Raw genomic sequence first — 14,813 nt, 5'->3', positions numbered from 1 at the left:
TGTCATCGTTCTTTTTCTTTTGCACTACCTTATCTTTCTGAGTGAACTGCCCACTCAAATCAAACCTCTCTTATACAAACCCTCTTACATAAAAAAATTACAAAATTCTCCTCCCAGTGCAGAATATTCAATCATTTAACCAAAATATGTTAAAATCATCATGACAAAATGATTATCCATATTTACAAGATAAAAGGCAGGCCTTTGTACAGAAAGAGGAGATTTAAATGAATAGTCCAATAGGAAGAAAAAAGCGGACAGAAAAATTATTAAAAGAGATGGGAATCCCAATAAATACACACTTACATACATTAGAAAGTGAAAATAGCCTGCATTTTAAAGATATTGAACAGGTGATTGACCGAATTATTGCCATCACCATAGTATCGGCTAAAGGCAGCGGTGCCCCCGATGAAACGATCGACGAATTTTTAGAGAGTTACAATGCGAAAGAATTATTTTCTCCTGAGGAAAAAGAGTTCATTGAGAATGAAGAACCTGACCAGGACGAATATAACACCTACTCCTGGAAAATTGAATGTAACTCTGCCCTTTTATGGGCCATTAATCTGATACCCGATCTTCCATTCCCACATACTTTATCCGATGTAGAAACACTTTATGATCTTGTATTGCATTCTACCAAGGAAGAGCTATTGGAACGGGCTTCCTATCGGGACAAAAATGAAATACTGGATGCACTCGATCTTTTGTACAGACTCCATTGGGCTATTGCCGAAACTCGTATGAATAATGAAGAATTTCCGATTGAAATTAGTCCCGGTGTTGTTTACGAGAGAAGATATGCTCTAAATTGGATGATTAATATCTTGGATGAGGAATGGGACGATATATCAATGGATACAATCTAAACCTATACTATATTCGATCAATTCAGATGGGGATGCCTTGGCTTGCAGTTTCGTCACTACTTGTTACGAACTTACCATATCCCCTCCATTTGGATGGAGGATTTGCCCCGACATATAGCTCGAATCATCTGATGCTAAAAATACATAGCTGGGGGCAATTTCAAATGGTTGGCCTGCTCGCTTCATCGGTACCTCAGGAGTTAATGTTCCAAAAGTCTTTACCTCTTCAGCTGAAAATGAAGACGGAATCAGCGGTGTCCAAATTGGTCCTGGAGCTACACCATTTACCCGAATCCCCTTTTTTATTAAAGAAAGAGAAAGCGAACGCGTAAATGTAACAACCGCCCCTTTCGTTGCTGAATAATCCAATAGCTTAGGGTGACCATTATATGCTGTTACGGAAGCTGTATTTATAATAGAAGACCCACGCTGGAGATGTGGCAGGACAGCCTTCACCATAAAAAAATAGGAATAAATATTCGTACGAAATGTTAAATCAAGTTGTTCCTCCGTAATATCCTCAATCCGTTTTTGAACAAACTGTACAGCATGATTATTTACCAAAATATCGATCTTTCCAAATTCGTCCAAACATTGACGAACGGCAGCCACTGACATATCCTCATGGGTAAGATTTCCACATATAAGCAGGCACTTAACCCCTAGCTTCTCGATTCTTTCTTTTGTTTCCTCGGCATCCTCATGCTCATACAGATATACAATAGCAACATTCGCACCCTCTTTCGCAAAAGAATAGGCGACCGCTCTGCCAATACCTGAATCTCCTCCTGTAATAAGCGCAGTCTTCCTCTCCAGCTTTCCGCTCCCTTTGTAGTATGGATTTTCAGATATAGGTCTAGGATTCATTACATATTCCAACCCCGGATGCTCGCTTTGATGTTGAGGAGGAAAAGCAATCGGTACATCTTTACAATATCTTTCCTTCCTTAAATACTTATAGTATGGATACATATAATTCAGACCTCCCGAATTTTAGCCTCACTATTATGCGTATAGCAGAAAAGTGTCCTATATGCACCCTGGGGTTATATATTTATTAAAATAGCCCATCAAGAGACAGGTGGCTTCCTATAATCCCTTTAACATAAAAAAGACACCCACTCTGGGTGCCCTTCATTTAAATACTTTTTACATTTTGGATAATGAATCCACTTTTTGGGTAGGTTGGTATTCTGGTCTTACTGATTGCTAAGTCCTGTTCGGGTACTTCATAATCAATATCTTTAACTAGAAAATCAACAGTTGTTTGCAAAATCTTGACGGTAGCCCATTCCCCTGCACAACGGTGTCCCTTATCATAATCTCCGCCGCCTTGTGGAATAAAGGCAAATGGGCTGTCCTTCCATTCTCTAAATCGCTCAACGTTAAATGTATCTGGATCATCCCAAAGATTCGGATGATGATTGGTTCCGTATAGATCCAAAAGAACCAATGTCCCTTTTTTGAACGGATATTCATTCCAATAAAAGTCTTTGCGGACTCTGGCTCCTAAAAATGGTGCAAAAGGATAATAGCGACGTACTTCCTGTACAAACATTTTATTGTACACTTCATTATTGGTTTTCAATAATTTACGTACCTCAGGATAATCATGCATCGCTATAGCACAGAATACAACAAAATAACAATTAGCCACCACAGGTCGAATGATATTAATTAATTCGACCGCGGCCAATTCCGGTTCCAACAATTCACCAGTCAAATCACGATGATTAGCTATGATCGATAAAGCAGTACCTTGCTCAGCTCTTAGTTTCCCATCTCGTACTTGTCCAATAATATCAGCAACCCACTTATCTGAGTCTCTTCTTGCCCATCTGCCTTTTTGGTATCTTGGACCCACTCCACCAATAGAATCAACTAAATTAAACATTTCTTCTGCTCTCTTTTTTACTTCCTTTTCTTTTAACGGAACTCCAGCCCACTCACAGGCAATCCTGTAAAGAACTTGTTTAGCCTCTTCCATTAAAATCACTTTTTTACTCTTTTCCCATTTAGGGATAACCGACATCCATTGTTTTTTTGTGATTTCCTGGAGTTTGTCCAAACTTTGGTGTGTCATAATCGACATGAACATCCCTTTACGATGTCGGTGTTCTTCTTCATCCAGCGTTTGTACACCATTTTTACCAAAAAGAGATTTCTGAATTCTCATCGGAATTGCCGGTTTACGAATAAATCGACCTTCATCATAGAAGGCTCTTCCAGCTTCCTCTCCTGTCATACAAATAACCTTCTGTCCCAGAAGGCGAGTCTGAAATATGTCCGAATTGAATTGCTTTCGCCTGTTAGAAATAAATTCGTACCCTTCTGATAATAGGGTAAGGGTGTTATCAACGGTTTTTTCACGAGGAATTTCTTTTATACCTTTCATATCAACAGCTCCTCATATATAGTCCATAATAAAACAGGATACCCCTCAGAAAAGTATATAAACATACTATTCATGCATGCCATTTCCGTTCTGTACCAACTAGCTGCCCTAATAGAAATAAGACTTACGTAATCCGTAAGTCTCTAATCAATTTTCAATATATACATGCTGGGAAAGTTCATGTTTTAAATGTTGCGGTATAGGTTCTGTTTTCTGAGTCTCCAAATTAAAATTAACATATACTGCTGTCCCTTTGGCACAAACCTGACCATTCTGGTGAATCTCCTCATACAGCTCCAAGCTTGTATTTCCAATGCGTTTAACCCATGTGAAAACTTCGACATTTGTACCGAAATATATTTGTCTACTATAATCTATATTCATATTTAGAATGATCATTTTCCATTTCTGAAATGAGAGATCTGGAGTAAACAGTTTAAAAATCGGGTTCCTTGCTGCTTCAAGCCAAATGGGAATCGTCGTATTATTGACATGGCCAATGCCATCTGTTTCAGAAACTCTCGGCTCTATCGTTTTCTTATACATACCGGCCTCCCGCCTCCCTACTCAAAGGCACTCCTTTATATGCATGCTGATAAATGTTCAATATATCATCCTTATTTAAAGGGAGCGGACTTCTGGCCAGCAGCCTTGTCTGTTTGTTCGCATCATCGGACAATCCTACCAACGAGGCTTCCTTCACACCATATTCTTTCAATGTGACAGGCAATCCAACGTCCTCTATCAATTGATGAAACACCTCGAATGGCGTCTGCTTTTCATCTCCCAGCATCGTTACTAGATGACTCATTTTATCCTGGCAATGTTCCTTAATATAGTCCATTACATAAGGCAGCAATACAGCATTCGATTCACCATGAGGCAGTTTGTATTGACTTCCTAGTGGATACGCAAGTGCATGGACACCGGCTACACCTGCATTGTGAAAAGCCAGGCCAGCCAGATAACTCCCATGGCTCATTGCTGATCTTGCTTCCGGGGTCTCACCATTTTGTACAGCCCTGCGGATTGCCCCTCCAATAAGCTTAATTGCTTGAATGGCAATCCCATCCGTCACATCATTCGCTTGGACTGAAAGATATGACTCTATCGCATGTGTCAAAGCATCCACACCGGTAGCAGCCGTAATTCGTCTTGGTACAGAAACAGTCAGCTGCGGATCGACAATTGCCAGATCAGACAACAAATACTTATGGGTAATGACATCTTTTGTTCCATCAAGTGATAACACGGCAATGTCCGTCACTTCACTTCCAGTCCCCGAGGTGGTCGGGATTAATATTTTTTGTTTCCCTTTACGGAGGATTGGTTTTGTCCCAGTTAAATTTAAATAGTCGGCAACATCCCCTTCATTGTCAGATATAACCGCGGCCAGCTTAGCTAAATCCAATACCGATCCTCCGCCAATACCTACAATACAATCAAAATCTTCTATTCTTGCAAAATCGACCAATCGTTGAGCACAAGCAAGAGTCGGCTCTGGCTCTACATCTGTGTAAATTTCAACTCTATATTTTGATTGCAATGGAGTCATATAAGGTGTAAGCAATCCAATATCAAGTAATATTTGGTCAGTGATTAGCAGGATTTTATTACTTTTCATAGATTGCAAACCTTCATCCAGTCTCTCCATTGAACCCCAGCCGATAAAAGTTTGACTTGGTAATTTAATAGTAGACAACACCATCACAGCCTCCTTTTCTCTATTAATAATTCTTTACTGAAAATCTAAAGACTTCTTTTACATACTTCGTTATAAACCATCTATTTCCTGTTATATTTTTAACAACTACACAATTTTCTTCCAATTAAATATAAATTTTACATCTATTATCTATTTTAATATGATAGAAGTAACCACTTTCCCATCGATATAAAACTAATATGCCAAGGATTGCAGGAGATGAAGATGCATGAAAATCAAGAAAGTCCTTAATAATAATGCCGTTATTGTCATGGATGAAAATCAGGAAAAAATTGCGCTGGGTCCAGGAATTGCATTTAATAAAGGGAAAAACGATATCATCAATAGGAATAAGATCGATAAACTATTTGTTATCAAAAACAGTGATCATTTTGATCAGCTTTTGCCCCAAATCCCCAATGAGCATATGATTCTAACACAGGAGATTATTCAGTATGCTGAGGATTGCCTTCAAGTAAAATTAAATCCCCATATCTTTATTGCTCTCGCAGACCATCTTACGTTTGCGATTGAACGCCATGAAGATGGTATATTTATAAAAAATAAACTTATCCCCGAAATAAGAGTTTTATATAAAAAGGAGTTTGACATAGGCATTTGGGCGATCAATCATGTTAAGGAGAAAATAGGTATACAAATGCCCATAGATGAAGCTGCCTTTATCGCGCTCCATCTGCATACGGCATCTATTCCGTCTGGAAATCTGCAAGTCTCCCTGCGCCAAACTTCTATTATTAATGAAATTGTACATATGATCAGGGACTATTTTTCTATCAGTTTAGAAGAAACAGGACTTTCCTACGAGCGCTTAATAACTCATTTTCGCTACACCCTGTATAGAGTCAATGAAGCTCCTGAACGCACAATGGATGAAGAAATGCTAATGATGATAAGCAGTAAGTTTCCTTCCTCTTACCAATGTGCTAAAACAATCGCAGAACATCTATCTACACAGCATGGCATACATCTTCCCTCTGAGGAAATTGGCTATATTACGATTCATATTGAGAGATTGCGAGGCAGAAAGGGATGATTATGTTATTTATTGCTGATAGCTTTGACCGCTTCTCTCATAGTTGAACTTGTAATACTAAAAAAAGCTCTTTCCATATCGACTGGAAGGAGCTTTCGTTTGAGTTGCATTATAGGCTAGATGCCTGCAAAAAATGAAGCTAAGTTGCCAATTTAATAGGATCCACTTGAAATTCTATGATTGTATCTTTCATTTAAAACGATTATGAACTAGTTCTTCACTAATTTTTTTAGCTCATCAGCAACAAATTGAACATTTGTACCGACAATTACCTGCAGACTTTCCCTTCCGGTTATCTTAATACCATGTACACCGGTTGATTTAATTTTATTTTGATCAACCACATCCATATTTTTGACTTCCAGTCTAAGGCGAGTTGCACAATTATCAACAGAAACGATATTTTCTTTACCACCCAATCCTGTATAAATCGCAGCAGCTAAACTGGCATATTTATTTTCAATAGAGGCCGCAGCAGCTTGCATTCCATTTGCCTCATTCTCCAATTCTTCTCCTCTTCCAGGTGTATTAAGATTAAATTTCACAATAATGAATCGGAACAAGAAATAATAAATGACTGCAAAAATTAATCCCTGGACAATCAGCATATAAGGTTGATTAGCGAGCGGTAATCTGAAACTTAGGACAAAGTCTATAAGACCAGCACTGAAACCAAACCCCGCTGTCCAATGAAAAGTGGCGGCAATCGCTAGCGAAATTCCTGTCAATACAGCATGGACTAAGTATAATAATGGAGCTGCAAACATAAAAGCAAACTCAAGAGGTTCCGTCACACCTGTAAAGAATGCAGCAAAGCCGGCTGCAAGCATTAAGGAAGCAATCTGTTTCTTATGTTTAGTTTTCGCCGTATGATACATAGCCAATCCAGCAGCAGGTAACCCAAACATCATTACCGGGAAGAATCCGGCCTGATACATTCCAGTGACACCTTTTACACCTTCACCTTTCCAGAAGTTACTGATATCATTGATGCCCGCAACATCAAACCAGAAAACTTGGTTTAAAGCATGGTGTAATCCGGTTGGTATTAATAATCGATTAAAGAATCCGTAAAGACCGGCACCTACAGCTCCCAATTTAGAGATACCTTCACCAAATGAAATCAGGGCTGTATAAACAGGAGGCCATACAAATAGTAGAACGAGAGAGACAACCAGCATAGCTAAGGCTGTCATAATCGGTACCAAACGTTTACCGCTAAAGAAAGCTAATGCATCCGGAAGCTTGACATGACTGAATCGGTTATACATGGAAGATGCTATAATACCTGATATGATTCCGACAAATGCATTTTTGATTTTATCAAAGCCTGGATCCACATTTTCTAATTCAATCCCCTTTAACATCGCAACCGTTTCCGGTGCCAACAAGGTCGTTACAACCAAAAAGGCAACTAAGCCACTTAAAGCAGCTGAACCATCCCGATCCTTTGACATTCCAAGTGCCACACCGACTGCAAACAGGATTGGAATACTGTCTATAATTGATGATCCGGCTTTGATTAAGAAGGCTGCCACAGGACTCTCAGCACCCCAGCCACTCGGGTCAATCCAGTAACCAAGTCCCATCAAAACAGCAGCAGCAGGCAAAACTGCGACAGGCAACATTAACGAGCCGCCCAGCCTTTGTATATACTTCTTCACTTTACTCCCTCCACTTCTTTTAATTAGTGAGCTAGACTACGCTTTCAAGCCATAAATTTGACCAGATTTTGAAAACGTTTTCAAAATAATGCACTTTCCTAAAGTTCTCATCACCTCCTTTCATGTATAATAAAAAATAGTTTTAGATTGTCATAATAACCGTTTCACCTTGTGTACACGTTCCCTTACTGCCGTAGGTAATTTCCTTATCGCTATTCATCACTATAATTGGAGTAACCGTACTTTCAACTCGCTCCTCTAAATACGCCCAATCCACCTCTATCAACAATTGTCCAGCTCTCACCTGTTCTCCTTCTTTAACAGAAGGCTGAAATCCTTCTCCATTTAAGGCAACAGTTTCAAGACCAATATGAATTAAGACCTCAATACCAGATTTACTGCGGATCGCAATGGCATGTTTGGTTGGAGCAATCATGATAATCTCTCCATTAATAGGCGCATATACATGGCCGCCCGATGGCTGAATTGCAATACCTTCTCCCATCATTTTTTGGCTGAATACCGGATCGGGAACCTCTTCAATTGAAATAACTGTACCATTTAACGGTGCCACCAAATTATTCTCTTTCTTCTTAAAAAAACTAAATGCCATTCTTAATTGCTCCTCTCTGTCTGTAGATATGAATTGTATTTAGAAATTAATCTTCACCCTGTCCCATTGAACAAAAAAGGCATGGCGGAATTAGAAATAGGTTACTTCTAACCTATCACTTTACCACCATGCCTGATCGTATCAGTTACATGTGAGACAGATAACATTTCTATCTCCATAGTATCATTTTTCTTATGTAAATTACAGGGGAATTTTGGATACTCTTACAATCTTTTTATATTGGCACTACCCTTATACCATTCATGAAATTCCACAACAACTTCCTTTGGTACATCAGGTAATGAAGTAATGACAACCGGCTTGGAGCGATTGGTGAATTCCAATGTAGCCACGTTAAATTTACGCTGCAGCCATGAATATTTACTCACGGTTTGCTGAATATTCTTACGTTTTGTTAAAAAGGTTTCTGTAATTAAACCGCCATTTCGTACTTGGATGAAAGCATCCGTTTGCAAATAGCTTGTAAATTTATAATTAAGGAGGCGGAGAATCAGCTCAATTACAAATACACCTATCGCCAACCAAATCCAGTCTTTCTTGAATAAAAAGAGACCGATCAAAGCAGCAATCGTCCAGTAATAAGGGCGAATTAGCCTTAGCCATAATACGTGCTTCGGTAAATGAGTCATTTCTTCTTCAATATGATAATCTGGCAATAATTCATTCGTTAACGAATAGGCTTCATGCTTTGGTAAAAATGGATAAAGTGAACTAATCTCCTGTTCACTACTCTCTGTTTGGCCGGCACTTACTACCTTGACCTCGGCCATCCCCAGAAGACGCTTGATTAAAGACTGTTTAATCGTAATCGCCTGAACCCTGCTTTTTTGTATAGAAAAAGTGTTTCTGTTCAACACTCCTTTAGAAATATAAATCCTTTGATTATCACCGGCTATTTCATAATTCCCATACTTGATGACAGTTTGGATATATCCTATTCCAAAAGAAAGAAGAAGCGCAATTATAATCAACGGAACCAATAAACCTAAGTGATTCATAAAGTAGGTAAACACTGCTTTAGTGGATTCCTCTACATTAAAAAAATCATCAATATTTGAGTACACAGCTGCCAGAAGAGGGAAAATGGCTAGAAAACTGAATGACGTCAGCGCAGCTTTTAGGTTATCTTTTTGAGTGGAGCGGAAGTAGATCTGTTTTTCAACGACTTCTTCTTCTTTTGCTTCATCTAACCGATTGGAATTTTTCCTGTATACTAAATCAAGGATGCGATCCGCTTCCTCTGAACTAACAGCCTCAAAGATTAGAGTCGATTCGTCATCCGTAGTCCCGGTTTCAAGTTTAATCGTTGTTAGCCCAAGCAGCTTATGAATAAAGTTTGTTTGAATATGATGGTCCTGAATTCGTTCATAGGTTGTTGTACGCAGCTTTTTAACCAACACACCCTCATGAAGAACGATCGCTTCTTCGTTCAATTCATAGGTATTTGAATACCATTTTAATGGAATGTATATAAGGGCCCAGGCAACAACAGCCCAAAATGCATATCGCGCCCATACAACCCAACCGGTCTCTGTGCCAGCATTTAAAATAAATAGGAAGATGATAATAAATAAGAGACTTTTAATAAATGAAACGATTTCTATAAGAATCCAGGCAGGATGCTGTCTTTTTTTAGAGTGATTCATAACTCCTGCTCCATTCCTTTTTCATCACGGTCTTTAACCTTCGCGAAAATCGCAATTTGCTCCCTTAAAGCGATCGCTTGTTCAGCTGGTATCGCTGGAATCGTATGATTTGTAGTTGTGGTTCCTATTTCAACATCATAAAGCTGATACTTTCGTAAGAAGGGGCCTTGATGTGTCGATACATATTCTACTTTTGCCATCGGAATCACAATGTGCTCTACAATAAAATGGCCACGCTTCAATTGAACGTATTCCTCGTCAATCTCGTATCTCCAGGTTTTATATTTATAGTACGGTTCAAATAAAATTTCATAAATAGCTGAAAGCACTGTCAAACCTATAAGCACGATTAAAGTATAGGTGATCCACGTTTTCCATTCATACATTTCAGATAGATACCATAATACCCCAGCTACGAGGATAGTGGCTCCATGCCCAAGTGTTTTGGACAGCCTCCAAACCAATATACTGTCCTTCGATATTCTCTGCGTCGGTTCTTGAATCTGTAAATACATTGCTCCACATCCCTGCTTATCTTTTACTATCTATACGTGAGGATAGATATTTACTCTGTTATGCTCCTATCCCTTATTTCGACAAAAAACCTTCTATTCCTTTCAATCAAATAAAAAAACCCGGTAACTAGCCTTACCGAGTTGTATCCTTCCAAGTTTATCCCAGCTTGATTGAGATACTGCATTTAGCCTGTAACTCTTCGTGCGCAGGTAAACGAACAACACCTTCCATCTGTTCAAATCCACCAGGTAATGCCATCCATGGTTCAAGACATACATATTGATCTGGCCGTTCTGACCACACAACAATGGTAGTAAAGTCGTTGCTATACTCTACTTCTATAGTGTCTTGATTATTACTTAGTCTGGATATCCCTTCAGATACTGGACTGAAATTCTTTGCATCCTGAATAGGTAAATCTTTTAGATTTTCTTCGTACTTTTTTGTTATGCCATCTTCATTATCAACATATTGAGTTGCTGGAATTTCATAACGACTGTTTGAATGATTCGCATTAAAATAAGGATGAAAACCAGCATAGAATGGCATGGTTTCTGATGATAAATTTTTGTAGGTTTGGTAGATACTTAGTTTTCCGTCTTCCAATTTATACGTAAATTCTAGAGAAAAATGAAAAGGGTATTGTTTAAAGCTTTCTTCATCATCCTGCAGATGTAAAGTAGCCCAATTTGAAGCTTGATCGATTACTTTCCAAGCTTTATTCCGGGCAAATCCATGCTGTCGCATTGTATATGTATGTCCGTTTAATTGATATTCATTGTTTGGTAATGGACCACAGATTGGAAACAGAACCGGGTTTCCTCCACGGATATTTTTTGCTGGATCCGCAAACGTTTCCTCTTGTAAATATAAAATGTCCTTTCCATGAAGAGTTAGCTGAATTAAGATGCCCCCTCTTTCCGGACATAAAACCGCTCTTGAATCTGTGGCTTTTTCCGTAAGAACGATTACGTTATAACCCGCCATTACTTCCATCGTCATTCCGTTCACTCCTTAAACCTAAATTGATTTATATTTGTGAATTATACCACAATTCATACTCATATTGATTAATGCCTAGACAAAAAAACACAGTTTCGTTAGCAAACTAGGTTGCTAGGAAACTGTGTTTTTAGTTGTTTAGTCTTCTACTATATCCTTACGATTCTTCTTAAGCATTTTAGAAAGTACCTCATAAACAATCGGTACTACTACTAAAGTTAATAGCGTGGAACTAATCAAACCGCCAATAACGGTAATAGCCAGGTCTTTTGAAACAAGACCTCCACCGCCGCCATCACCGAGTGCCATTGGTATCATTGCACCAATTGTAGCAATAGCAGTCATGAGAATTGGACGCAATCTTGTTGCTCCAGCCTCAAGAATGGCTTCACGCATCTTCATTCCTTCACGTTCCATGTGAATGATACGGTCAACTAACACTATGGCATTTGTAACAACAATACCAATTAACATTAACAGACCCATCATAACAGATACAGAAATGGTTTGATCAGTTAGATATAATCCAACAAATGAACCTATTACTGCAAATGGCAAGGAGAACAGAATGGCAAATGGCGCCAATCCTTCACGGAATGTGACAACTAGGATAAAGTAGACGATTGCAACTGCTGCAATCATGGCCACCCCTAGCTGTGTAAATGTCTCAGTCATATCTGCTGCAACGCCGGCAACTCCCGTCGTTACACCCTTAGGTAAATCGAGTTTATCCACTTCTTCATCTGCTGCAGTTGAAGCCTTGGATACATCTTCACCGATAATGGTTGCAGACACAGTCGCATAATACTCACCTTCAGAACGAGCTAATGTGTTGAGTGTTGTGCCTTCTTCAACTTTTACTAACTCGGATAAAGGCATTGCCGTACCCTGTGCAGTTGGTATTGGCGTTTTCAGTAAGTCATCCATTGATTTCGGATCAGCTTTCGCTTCACGTTGAACGACTACCTCTATATCATTGCCATCATTTTCAACTGTCGTTAATACTTCTTTTTGATCAGATGCATTTAGTGCCATAACAATTTGGCCAGTAGTTAAACCATATTGCAGGACATCCGCCTGATCCACATTTAATACGTGCTCAACATATGGATCCTCGGCATCAGAAGTCACATCTTCAACTTCATCCACATTACCGAGAGCGCCTTCCACTTGTTTAACAGCATTCTGCAGATCATCCAAGTCTTTACTGTAAATCGTGTAGCTTACTTCATTAGATGACATACCGCCCATGGCCGCAAAGTCTTGCAGCTTCCATTCACCTGATTGGCCGATATTAAGTAAATATTCTTCAACTTCTTCTTTTGCCTCACTGAAGTTTTCCATATCAGGATCAAAGATGAGGAACATTAATGCTCCGCCAGCACCGCCGCCCATAGCCATAGATGCTGCCATATCAGCAGAATCAGAATCGTTTACGGATATCTGGATTGTATCTATATCTTTCCGATCCATTAACTTCTCTTCGACTTGCTCAATGTTTTTCAATGTATCTTCCTGTAACTCACCAGTAGCTGGTGTGTACGTAATATACATTGTTTTCTCTTCCTGTGATCCCATAAAGCTGAATCCAATTAACGGTGTTAAGGCTATTGAACCAACTAGCAGAACAACAGCGATAATGGAGGTGATGATTTTATGGTTCAGCACCTTCGCCAATACACCTTTATACCATAATGCTAGTTTACCTACTTCTTTATGCTGACCTTCTTTTCTTTCACCATATATTCCTTTACGGAATAAGAAGTGAGATAGTGCCGGAACAATTGTAATGGCCACGATTAACGATGCAATCAAGGCAAATGACATTGTTAAGGCGAATGGCATGAACAATTCTCCTACCATACCACCAATGAAGACCATTGGGGCAAATACTGCTATCGTTACTAATGTTGAAGACAATATAGGCTTGAACATTTCAAGCGTTGCTTCACGAATCAGTGCACGCCCTCTAAGCTTCTCTTCTTTCAAGTGCATTCTTCGATAAATATTTTCCACAACGACAATGGAGTCATCAATTACCCGTCCAATCGCAACCGTAATCGCACCAAGTGTCATGATATTTAAAGTAATATCCATCCAATTCAAGAGCAACAATGCCATGAAAATGGATACTGGTATAGAGATAATGGATATAATCGTAGATTTGATATCCCGTAAAAATAACAAGATAACCAGAATCGCAATTAATCCGCCAAATAAAGCTTTTTCAATCATCGTAAATACAGAGTCTTCAATTGGTTTACCCTGGTCAAGCGTAACATCGATCTTCAATCCATCGATTGCCTTCTCCTGGTCATCAATTAAATCTTTAACAGCATTCACGACTGTCACGGTATTTGCTTCCTGCCCTTTAACGATTTGAATCGCTATGGCATCCTTACCGTTCGTACGTGAAACGGATTCTACTTTACCAACCGTTTCAATTTTTGCAATGTCACTCAATTTCACAAATGGCGTTGGATTTTCCGCAGATGGTGTAACTGGAATGACCATGTTTTTCAGGCCATCAACTGTTTTTAGTTTACCATCTACATAAACCGCTTCTTCGCCTTCCTCAAACTCATAAAGACCGAGTGAAAGCTCCATATCACTCGCCTGAATCATTTCCTTCACTTTGTCTTCAGTCAGTCCAAATTGCTTCATCTTTTCCTGATCGTAACTGAAGTTTACTTCTTCTATATGCTGTCCTGTGATAGTTGCAGAAGCTACACCATCAATATCTTCAATCTTAGGCAGGATTGTATCTTCAACAGTCGAGGTTAAATCTACAATGTCCTCTTCCTCACTGCTGATGGATAAGGATAGAATCGGCATCATATTCATACTGATTGCCATAATAGATGGTTCTTCAGCATCCTCCGGCATTTTTACTCCGTCAATAGCTGATTCAAGCTGACGCTTTTTCTCATCCATATCTACTCCGTACTCATACTCTACCTGAACCTGAGATACACTGGATGATGAATTGGAATATACGGCATTGACATCTTCAAGTCCCTCTATTGCCTTCTCCATTGGAATGGAGACTTCATTCATTACTTGCTCTGGAGCAGCACCGGGATATACACCCATTACAATTAAGTAAGGAATAGATATATCTGGAATTGACTCCATTTTCATTCTTGTACCTGAATAGATTCCTGATGCTGTAATAATAATCGTTAATAGCCACACGGCCAGTTTATTTCCTAAAACAAAGTTGACTAACCCCTTCACCCTTACACCTTCCTTTAACTAAAAAAATTCAAGCAATTGACTCAATTCCTACAATTAATTATAATAATGACTGGTTGGTCAGATGTCA

12 protein-coding genes are annotated in these 14,813 nt (G+C 39.0%); 2 read left to right on the top strand and 10 right to left on the bottom strand.

Features of this window, described 5'->3' with window-relative positions; translation table 11 throughout:
• Positions 1-227 precede the first annotated feature (227 nt).
• Complete coding sequence (locus A8L44_RS12160; protein ID WP_066106350.1) at positions 228-872, top strand: DUF4272 domain-containing protein; 645 nt, start codon at positions 228-230, stop codon at positions 870-872.
• Positions 873-935: 63 nt separating this feature from the next.
• On the opposite strand, the gene A8L44_RS12155 is transcribed toward A8L44_RS12160, so the two are convergent.
• The 4 genes from A8L44_RS12155 to A8L44_RS12140 form a co-directional block, all read right to left on the bottom strand.
• Complete coding sequence (locus A8L44_RS12155) at positions 936-1,844, bottom strand: SDR family oxidoreductase (protein WP_066106347.1); 909 nt, start codon at positions 1,842-1,844, stop codon at positions 936-938.
• Between the two features lie 166 nt (positions 1,845-2,010).
• Positions 2,011-3,267: a cytochrome P450 gene (locus tag A8L44_RS12150; RefSeq protein WP_066106343.1), complete on the bottom strand. Its 1,257-nt coding sequence runs from the start codon at positions 3,265-3,267 to the stop codon at positions 2,011-2,013.
• Positions 3,268-3,414: 147 nt separating this feature from the next.
• Entirely contained in the window at positions 3,415-3,813 is a 399-nt protein-coding gene (locus A8L44_RS12145; protein ID WP_066106341.1) for an acyl-CoA thioesterase, read from the bottom strand.
• The gene (locus A8L44_RS12140; RefSeq protein ID WP_066106338.1) at positions 3,806-4,975 is read right to left on the bottom strand and encodes an iron-containing alcohol dehydrogenase; all 1,170 of its coding nucleotides are present in this window, start codon (positions 4,973-4,975) and stop codon (positions 3,806-3,808) included. The genes A8L44_RS12145 and A8L44_RS12140 overlap by 8 nt, the downstream gene beginning before the upstream one ends.
• A 226-nt stretch (positions 4,976-5,201) precedes the next feature.
• Here A8L44_RS12140 and A8L44_RS12135 point away from each other — a divergent pair, with 226 nt between their 5' ends.
• Complete coding sequence (locus A8L44_RS12135) at positions 5,202-6,026, top strand: PRD domain-containing protein (RefSeq protein WP_066106335.1); 825 nt, start codon at positions 5,202-5,204, stop codon at positions 6,024-6,026.
• Positions 6,027-6,235: 209 nt separating this feature from the next.
• Here A8L44_RS12135 and nagE read toward each other — a convergent pair whose 3' ends face one another.
• The 6 genes from nagE to A8L44_RS12105 all read right to left on the bottom strand — a co-directional run bounded on the left by nagE (position 6,236) and on the right by A8L44_RS12105 (position 14,725).
• The gene (nagE, locus tag A8L44_RS12130) at positions 6,236-7,690 is read right to left on the bottom strand and encodes an N-acetylglucosamine-specific PTS transporter subunit IIBC (protein WP_066106332.1); all 1,455 of its coding nucleotides are present in this window, start codon (positions 7,688-7,690) and stop codon (positions 6,236-6,238) included.
• 142 nt (positions 7,691-7,832) lie between these two features.
• Positions 7,833-8,303 carry a PTS sugar transporter subunit IIA gene (locus A8L44_RS12125; RefSeq protein WP_066106329.1) on the bottom strand — a complete coding sequence of 157 codons (471 nt, stop codon included), beginning with the start codon at positions 8,301-8,303 and terminating at the stop codon, positions 7,833-7,835.
• Between the two features lie 224 nt (positions 8,304-8,527).
• Complete coding sequence (locus A8L44_RS12120) at positions 8,528-9,970, bottom strand: PH domain-containing protein (protein WP_066106326.1); 1,443 nt, start codon at positions 9,968-9,970, stop codon at positions 8,528-8,530.
• Positions 9,967-10,485, bottom strand: a complete 519-nt coding sequence (locus A8L44_RS12115) for a PH domain-containing protein (RefSeq protein ID WP_066106323.1) — start codon at positions 10,483-10,485, stop codon at positions 9,967-9,969. The genes A8L44_RS12120 and A8L44_RS12115 overlap by 4 nt, the downstream gene beginning before the upstream one ends.
• 157 nt (positions 10,486-10,642) lie before the next feature.
• A complete protein-coding gene (locus A8L44_RS12110; RefSeq protein WP_066106319.1) occupies positions 10,643-11,488 on the bottom strand; it encodes an aldose epimerase family protein in 846 nt (281 codons plus the stop codon).
• Positions 11,489-11,626: 138 nt separating this feature from the next.
• Complete coding sequence (locus A8L44_RS12105) at positions 11,627-14,725, bottom strand: efflux RND transporter permease subunit (RefSeq protein WP_066106315.1); 3,099 nt, start codon at positions 14,723-14,725, stop codon at positions 11,627-11,629.
• Positions 14,726-14,813 lie beyond the last annotated feature (88 nt).

Origin of the sequence: Bacillus sp. FJAT-27986 (assembly GCF_001685035.1) — a bacterium.
GTDB lineage: Bacteria > Bacillota > Bacilli > Bacillales > Pradoshiaceae > Pradoshia.
This window is presented reverse-complemented; position numbering and strand designations above follow the sequence as displayed.

Coding starts and splice junctions, on each gene's coding strand:
- A8L44_RS12160 (WP_066106350.1), top strand. CDS start 228: ATGAATAGTCCAATAGGAAGAAAAAAGCGGACAGAAAAATTATTAAAA.
- A8L44_RS12155 (WP_066106347.1), bottom strand. CDS start 1,844: ATGTATCCATACTATAAGTATTTAAGGAAGGAAAGATATTGTAAAGAT.
- A8L44_RS12150 (WP_066106343.1), bottom strand. CDS start 3,267: ATGAAAGGTATAAAAGAAATTCCTCGTGAAAAAACCGTTGATAACACC.
- A8L44_RS12145 (WP_066106341.1), bottom strand. CDS start 3,813: ATGTATAAGAAAACGATAGAGCCGAGAGTTTCTGAAACAGATGGCATT.
- A8L44_RS12140 (WP_066106338.1), bottom strand. CDS start 4,975: ATGGTGTTGTCTACTATTAAATTACCAAGTCAAACTTTTATCGGCTGG.
- A8L44_RS12135 (WP_066106335.1), top strand. CDS start 5,202: ATGAAAATCAAGAAAGTCCTTAATAATAATGCCGTTATTGTCATGGAT.
- A8L44_RS12125 (WP_066106329.1), bottom strand. CDS start 8,303: ATGGCATTTAGTTTTTTTAAGAAGAAAGAGAATAATTTGGTGGCACCG.
- A8L44_RS12120 (WP_066106326.1), bottom strand. CDS start 9,970: ATGAATCACTCTAAAAAAAGACAGCATCCTGCCTGGATTCTTATAGAA.
- A8L44_RS12115 (WP_066106323.1), bottom strand. CDS start 10,485: ATGTATTTACAGATTCAAGAACCGACGCAGAGAATATCGAAGGACAGT.
- A8L44_RS12110 (WP_066106319.1), bottom strand. CDS start 11,488: ATGACGATGGAAGTAATGGCGGGTTATAACGTAATCGTTCTTACGGAA.